This is a genomic window from Clostridium sp. DL1XJH146 (genome assembly GCF_054819755.1).
The window spans coordinates 81,080-89,337 of record NZ_JBTVVN010000014.1; the positions used below are offsets into that span (position 1 = coordinate 81,080).

Consider the following 8,258-nt stretch of genomic DNA (forward strand, 5'->3'; position numbering starts at 1 on the left):
TACCTCTTTATTATTTATTTAGCAATATTTTATAATATGACCTGGGCAATTAGTATTGATACATATACTGTTATCCTAAATTTATTACTGATATAATATATTTACACACTTTTATAGTGTCTGACTTGTACACTTAACATGCGAATTCAAAAGGGGCGATTTTATGTTTAATTTAAGTGCATTTTTATCTTATGTTTTTGTAGTGACCTTTAGACCTGGACCTAATAATGTTATGTCTATGGCAAATGGAAGTAAATTATTAATATGTTTATATAACCAAATTTCAGGAGGAATATATTTTGCAAAAATTTAAATATGAAGCACCAAAGAATGGATACCCAGAATGGAATAATAATCCCGAGATTTTTGAAATTAATAGAATGAATGCTCATGCTACACTTATGCCTTTTGATTCAGTTGAAGAAGCATTGAAAGGTAATTCAAAAGAATCTAGCTATTATATGTGTTTAAATGGTCAGTGGAAATTTAGTTTCAGCAAAGATATAGAAAAAAGAAACATACAATTTTATAAAGAAGATTTCGATGTGGATAAGTGGGATGAAATTAAAGTACCTTCTCACTGGCAAATAGAAGGATATGACCTCCCTCAATATACTAATGTTACATATCCTTGGGTAGGTCACGAAGATATAAAACCACCTTTTGCACCTGTAAAATATAATTCAGTAGGACAATATATAAAAACCTTCACTGTACCTAGTCTATGGGATTGCAAACCTGTTTACATAAGTTTTCAAGGTGTGGAATCTGCCTTTTATCTTTGGGTAAATGGTGAATTTGTAGGATTTGGTCAAGATAGTTTTACCCCTTCTGAATTTGACCTAACTCCATACTTAAAAAAAGGTGAAAACAAATTAGCCGTAGAGGTTTATAGATGGAGTGATGCTAGTTGGCTTGAAGACCAAGATTTTTGGAGAATGAGTGGTATTTTTAGAGATGTATATCTTTTTTCAACTCCTGATTATCATATATATGACTTTTTCACTCTAGCTGATTTAGATGAAAATTACCAAAATGGTGAATTAAAAATATCAACTGAAGTTGTAAATTATTTTAATAATGACAATGAAAATCTAACATTTGAAGCTACTCTTTATGATAGTGATAATAATGCAGTTATGACAAAGCCATTAACCTATGCTATTAATATGAATAAAGATAGCTCTATTAAATTTGAAGTAACAACTAACATCAAAGCTCCCCAAAAATGGAGTGCAGAATTTCCTAATCTATATACATTGATTTTATCTCTGAAAGAGAATGGAAAAATAATTGAAACACTTAGCTCAAAAGTAGGTTTTACAAAATTCGAATTAAAAGATGGCCTTATGCTTATTAACGGTAAAAGGATAATTTTCAAAGGTGTCAATAGACATGAATTTTCCTGTGATAAAGGAAGAGCCATCGGATATGATGAAATGCTACAAGATATATTACTTATGAAGCAATACAATATCAACGCCGTAAGAACCTCACATTACCCAAACCAGTCTCTATGGTATGATTTATGTGATAAATATGGTTTATATGTTATTGATGAAACTAACTTAGAAACTCATGGTAGTTGGGAATATGGTCAGGTTGGTCTTGGAAATGCTATTCCTGGTGATAAAAAAGAATGGACTCCTGCTCTACTAGATAGATGTAATTCTATGGTAGAAAGAGATAAAAACCACCCTTCTATTGTAATTTGGTCACTAGGAAATGAATCTTTTGGTGGAGATAATTTCTTGAAAATGCACGATTTTATCAAATCTAAAGATACTTCAAGACTTATACATTATGAAGGTATTTTCCATTATAGAGAATCAGAAGCATGTACTGATATTGAAAGTACTATGTACACTACTCCCGAATACAATGAAAACTATGCATTAAATGAAAAGAGTAAAAAACCCTTTATTTTATGTGAATACGCTCATGCTATGGGCAATTCATGCGGTAATTTATATAAATATACTGAACAATTTGATAAGTACCCTATCCTTCAAGGTGGATTCATATGGGATTGGATTGATCAGGCTATAAAGACTAAATCAGCTGATGGTATAGAGTATATGGCCTATGGTGGTGATTTTGGAGATACTCCAAATGATGGGAATTTTAGTGGCAATGGATTAATATTTGCAGACAGAAAAGTAACTCCAAAAATATATGAAGTTAAAAAATGCTATCAAAATATAGATTTCAAAGAAGAAGATATTCTAAATCTAAAGATAAAAGTAATAAATAAATTCCTCTTCACAAATCTAAATGACTTCATTTTTAAATGGAGTATTGCAAATAAAGGAATTGAAGTTGCAAGTGGAAATCTCTCTATAACTTTAGCTTCTTTAAGTGAAAAAGAAATTCAAATTCCATTCAGCTTTGATAAAAAAGTAGAATTTACTGATGAATATATTTTAAATATAAGTGCATTTACAAAAGAAACAACACTTTGGGCAGATTGCGGTCATGAAATAGCTTTTGATCAGTTTATATTACCTACATTAAAAACTGAAAAAGAACTTGAAGAAACAGAAGGAATTGAAGATAACGCCTTAATAATAATTTCAGAAGAGGGTTCTACAATAGTAAGTGGAGAAGATTTTACTATTAATTACAATAATGATTCTGGAGATTTAATATCTTATTTCTCTAAAGGTGTTGAATTAATTAAAGAGGCTCCTAAAGTTAATTTCTGGAGAGCAGCGATTGATAATGATAAAGGAAATGGTCTTCCCAAACGATGTGCAATTTGGAGAAATGAATGGGATAATAGGATTCTATTATCTATGTCTGTTAATGAATTAGCTACAACAGTTCAGATAACTTCAGAATATTTTCTAAAAGAAACTCACTCCTATGTTACGTTACAACATACAATTAATATGGAAGGTGAGATTAAGATTTCACTATCACTAACTCCTGGAGAAGGACTACCTGAAATACCTGAAATAGGAATGTTATTTATACTTGACAAAACTTATTCAAATCTCAAATGGTATGGTAGAGGTCCTCATGAAAGTTATTGGGATAAGAAAACAGGAGCAAAAATCGGTATCTATGAAGGAATAGTTGAAGATCAATTTGTACAATATTTAGCTCCTCAAGAATGTGGAAATAAAGTTGATGTAAGATATATGGAAGTAAAAGATGATAATAATGTAGGCTTAATATTTAAAGGTGAACCTACTCTAGAAGTTAATGCATTACCATATACCCCTCACGAGATAGAAGCTTATGATCATCCATATAAACTTCCTAAAAAAGATAAAGTTGTAGTGAGAGTAAATTACAAACAAACCGGTGTCGGTGGCGATGATAGTTGGCAAGCAAAAACACATCCCGACTTCACACTTTATGCAAACAGAACCTATAAGCACTCCTTCACAATAAAAGATTTAATATAAATTACTGCTAATATCTATAGTGTTTCTTAGTAAGTAAAAGTGCAATTTGCAGAGTGCTTCTTATTTAAAAGAGTGCAATTTACAGAGTTCAGAGTGCAGTTAAAAGATTAAAACATTAAAATCTAAACATTAAAAAATTAGAGATTTAGAGATTTGGATATTTCCTTCATTTTGGAATTTTGTTGATATTTGTACTATTATTGATAGAATAAAGTCTTTTCTTTGATAATAGTGTAAAGTGTACAATATTTATCTAGAGGTGATTATCTTTTCTCTCTTCAGAGTCTTTATTAATTAAAGATATTCTGACCAAAGAAAAGAAAATCATCCTCAATTGTACATTATTCATTGTACCTTTTGCATTTCATTTTTATTACTCTTCTTAAAATGTAGTACTTTACTAATATAATCACCCTTCATATTCGGCAAATATATACCAGCATACATCAATTCATCGCCACCATAAAATTCATTGTTTTCGAGTAGTTTATATAGCATATTTTTATCTAAACCCACCAATTTTAGATTAAATCCAAAAGTATGAGGTGTAGCAAGTACTTTATAAAAATAAACTAAGCACTCTGATTTATCTTCTGATATAATCATCCAAGCAGTTTCATTTTGTTCAAATGGACTATGCAATCTATAAAAATCACCAAATTGAATAAGCTCTCTATTTTCTTTATACCAATCTATTTGTTCTTTTATTTCTTCTTTTTCTTCCTCTGAAAGCTTTGTTAAATCTAGTTCATACCCTAGATTAGCACACATTGATGTATTCCCTCTTGTCTTCAAGGAAGTTATTCTATTGACTTGATGGTTTGGTACTGCTGATACATGTGCACCCATTGTAACTTGCGGATACACGACGCTAGTACCGTACTGAATTTTTAGTCTCTCTACAGCGTCTGTATTGTCAGATGTCCACGTTTGAGGCATATAATATAGTAATCCAGCATCAAATCTTCCTCCACCTCCAGAACAACTCTCAAACAAAATCTCAGGAAATTCACTTGTTATTTTATCTAATATTTTATATAAGCCTAAAATGTATCTATGAGCCACTTCTCTTTGCCTCTCAAAGCTCAATAAAGCTGATCCTATTTCAGTCATATGTCTATTCATATCCCATTTCACATAGGAGATATTTGCACTATTTAAAATATTAGAAACAACATTTATAATGTAATCGCAAACATCTTCTCTAGATAGATCTAAAACTAATTGACTTCTAGACTCTGACCTTCGTCTACCTGGTACATGAATACACCAATCAGGATGCTCTCTATACAAGTCACTGTTTGGCGATACCATTTCTGGCTCAAACCAAAGACCAAATTTAAGTCCTAAATCATTTACACTTTTAGCGAGTTCACCCAAACCTTCTGGTAACTTCTCCTTATCTACAAACCAATCCCCAAGTGAAGATGTATCATTATTTCTTTCATTAAACCAACCATCATCAAGAACAAAAAGCTCTATACCTAATTCTTTAGCCACCTTAGCAATTCCTAATAATTTTTCTGAACTGAAATCAAAATAAGTAGCCTCCCAATTATTAACTAGGACAGGTCTTAATTCATCTTTATGATATCCTCGACAAAGATTATTTTTATAAAGCTTATGATAGTTATGAGATAATCCATTTAATCCCTTATCAGAGTAAACCATAACAACTTCTGGAGTTTGAAATTCTTCTGAAGGCTCTAATAACCACGAAAAGTCGAAAGGATTTATCCCCATAGTAACTCTACTTCTTGAAAAACTATCTACTTCAACTTGAGCAATAAAATTACCACTATAAACAAAATTGAAACCAAATACTTCTCCTTGATGCTCACCAGCATCTTTTCTCATTAATGCAATAAATGGATTCTGCTGATGTGAACTAGCCCCTCTAGTACTTTCTATAGATTGTACCCCAGGTTTCAATTCTCTTTTCTCAATCCATCTTTCTCTTGACCATGCACCTGATAATTGAAGCATATTAAAATTAGAATCATTAAAATCAACTGATGTACTTAAAGCACTTAATAAACTTATATTTTCTTCACTATCATTAATGAATTTTGTTGATCTAGTGATTACATTCATATCATTAAATACAGTATAAATAAGAACCACCCTCATATCGATAAGCTCATCTAAAAGCTCAATTTCTAGAGTATCTCCTTCATCATCATTATTTAGATAAGTTGATGGTAAACCTTCTAATATTAGTTTACCCTTATATATTTTATGACTCTTGTATTTTAAATCACTAATAGTAGTTCCATTTTGTAATTGAATTTGAAAGGCAGGCTTTCTAAAATCACTGCTGCCATATGAAGGATATTCTTGTGGAAGCAAATCTAAAGATAAATTGTTCTTTAAATCAACCCAAGCTGTATAGTCTTTAAATTCAGAAATAAACATATGCTGAAAATTATTATTTCTTAATGCCTTTCCCCAATATAAATGTGTTAAATAACCTGAATCTAATATTTTTATTATATAACTACTCTCTTTAGATTTTAAGTGAAAAATCTTATTATTTTCGTTAAATATTATACTCATTTCTTCCTCCTAAAAATAAATTTAATCTAATTACTCTTTATTTAAACTAATTATCATTTATGAAAAAAAGAACCATTCATAATAGAATAGTTCTTTATATTACTTATCAAATTTTTATTTCCTAATTATAATATTCCAAATGTCATATTTACAAAAGTCACAACAATAGCTATAGGTGCCACATATCTAATTAAAAATCTAAATACTCCATACCATCCTAGCTGAAATTCTCCACCGCTAGTAAGTTCATCTTCTACATCAGATTTTTTCATAATCCAACCTACAAATATTGCTATGAAGAACCCTCCTATTGGTAACATAAGATCTGAAATCTCAATCATCCAATCTAAGAATGCAAATGAGTTCCATACTCCACCCTTGAATAATGGAAGATTAAATTTGATTACACTATAAGTCAACGATTCAAAAGCTCCTAAAGCAGTTATTACAGTTGCAGCAATGATAGTAGCTTTTTTTCTTGACATTTTCAAGCTTTCATCAAAATACGCAACTACAACTTCTAGTAATGAAATAGAAGATGTTAGAGCAGCTACTGCTAACAGTACAAAGAACATTATTCCAAATAAATATCCACCAGGCATTTGATTAAATACATTTGGTAATGTTATAAACACAAGACTAGGTCCAACATCTGGCTTAACTCCAAATGCAAAAACTGCTGGGAATATAGCAAGTCCTGCTAATATAGCTATAAGTGTATCAGCCACTGTAACTTGCATTGTAGTACTTCCAAGGTTATCTTTTTTACTTATATAAGAACCATAAGTAAGCATTGCAGCCATTCCTATTGATAATGTGAAGAAGGCATGACCTAAAGCAGCCATTACTGCCTTACCATCAATTTTAGAAAAATCAGGTCTAAATAAGAATTCTAAACCTTCTTTAGCTCCAGGAAGCGTTATTGCTCTAATATCCAAAACAATTATAATAACTAATAATAATGGCATTAATATTTTTGCGTATTTCTCAATTCCATCTTTAACTCCACCAAGTATAACTATTGCAGTTAAAAACATAAATATAACTTGCCAGAACACCGGCTGCCATGGATTAGTTACGAGTGCACCAAAGGTATCTCCAAGTTGTTCTGGAGTTTTTCCAATAAATCCATTAGTTATAGCAAGATACACATAATGTACTGTCCAACCAGCTATAACACTATAGAATGATAAAATTACAAATCCTGTTAACACACCAAGGCCACCAGTTAAATACCACGGTGTTCCTGGAGAAAGTTCTTTAAAAGCTTCTACCGCACTTTTCTTAGATCTACGACCTATTACAAATTCTGAAAGCATTACAGGCATACCGATTAATGCAATACATACTAAATAAACTAAAATAAATGCTCCGCCACCATATATACCAGTAATATACGGGAATTTCCATATGTTTCCTAACCCTATTGCAGAACCTGCAGCAGCCGCAATTATACCAAATTTCGACGAGAATACCTCTCTCTGCTTCTTTTCCATTTATATCGCCCCCAAATTTTTTATAGCAAATTACTTATGTCTTTCTCTTTATATTTCTTTTGGAATGATCACTAAGTAATACAACTATTCGTATATAAACAAAATTTTATATATTGATAAAAAGTATAATATACTTTACTCTCTTTTGCAAGGAAAATTAAATAAGTGTTAATAAAAAATGAACTTATTAATTTTATTTTGATAAATTTATAACAAATTAACAAAATAAATATTAACTAATCTAGTTTTTACTATCATTTACTCCAAAAATATAAATTAAGCACATGTATAGATAAAGTATTTGTTCTTATTTAACATAATTTTTTATTCTATTTTATTCTGCTTTTTATGCTGTTTTTTATTCCGTTTATGAAAAAAACCTTATAAATAAAAAAAGAACTCTACTATAAAGTAAAGTTCTTTTACCTGGCAACGTCCTACTCTCCCACACCGTCTCCAGTGCAGTACCATCGGCGTGTTGAAGCTTAACCATCGTGTTCGGAATGGGAACGGGTGTAACCTTCAAGCCATAATCACCAGATGATTTTAATTCAATGCACAATGTACAATGCACAATTAATGATATTTTGCTAGCGCAAAATTTTCAATTGAATAAAATCTCTAATACCTTTGTGCTTTTGACACAAGATGTATTATATCAGAATAAATCTTAATTGTAAAGAAATATTCTTTCAAAATTGCATAGAAATAAATCACACTGTATAAATTGTTGAATAAGCCCTCGACCTATTAGTACTGGTCAGCTGAACACATTACTGCGCTTACACCTCCA

General features: G+C 30.6%; 4 protein-coding genes and 1 rRNA gene. 2 read left to right on the top strand and 3 right to left on the bottom strand.

From position 1 onward, the window contains the following. The first annotated feature begins 163 nt into the window (after positions 1 to 163). Both ACVHXK_RS08900 and lacZ read left to right on the top strand, forming a co-directional pair. Positions 164 to 313 carry a hypothetical protein gene (locus ACVHXK_RS08900; RefSeq protein WP_461206029.1) on the top strand — a complete coding sequence of 50 codons (150 nt, stop codon included), beginning with the start codon at positions 164 to 166 and terminating at the stop codon, positions 311 to 313. Further along, a complete protein-coding gene (gene lacZ, locus ACVHXK_RS08905; protein ID WP_461206030.1) occupies positions 300 to 3,413 on the top strand; it encodes a beta-galactosidase, LacZ type in 3,114 nt (1,037 codons plus the stop codon). Before ACVHXK_RS08900 ends, lacZ begins: the two co-directional genes overlap by 14 nt. 345 nt (positions 3,414 to 3,758) lie before the next feature. On the opposite strand, the gene ACVHXK_RS08910 is transcribed toward lacZ, so the two are convergent. The 3 genes from ACVHXK_RS08910 to rrf form a co-directional block, all read right to left on the bottom strand. Continuing rightward, positions 3,759 to 5,969 carry an alpha-galactosidase gene (locus tag ACVHXK_RS08910; protein ID WP_461206031.1) on the bottom strand — a complete coding sequence of 737 codons (2,211 nt, stop codon included), beginning with the start codon at positions 5,967 to 5,969 and terminating at the stop codon, positions 3,759 to 3,761. A gap of 125 nt (positions 5,970 to 6,094) precedes the next feature. Beyond that, a complete protein-coding gene (locus ACVHXK_RS08915) occupies positions 6,095 to 7,465 on the bottom strand; it encodes a sodium-dependent transporter (protein ID WP_461206032.1) in 1,371 nt (456 codons plus the stop codon). Positions 7,466 to 7,889: 424 nt separating this feature from the next. Beyond that, positions 7,890 to 8,006, bottom strand: a 5S ribosomal RNA gene (gene rrf / locus ACVHXK_RS08920). Positions 8,007 to 8,258 lie beyond the last annotated feature (252 nt).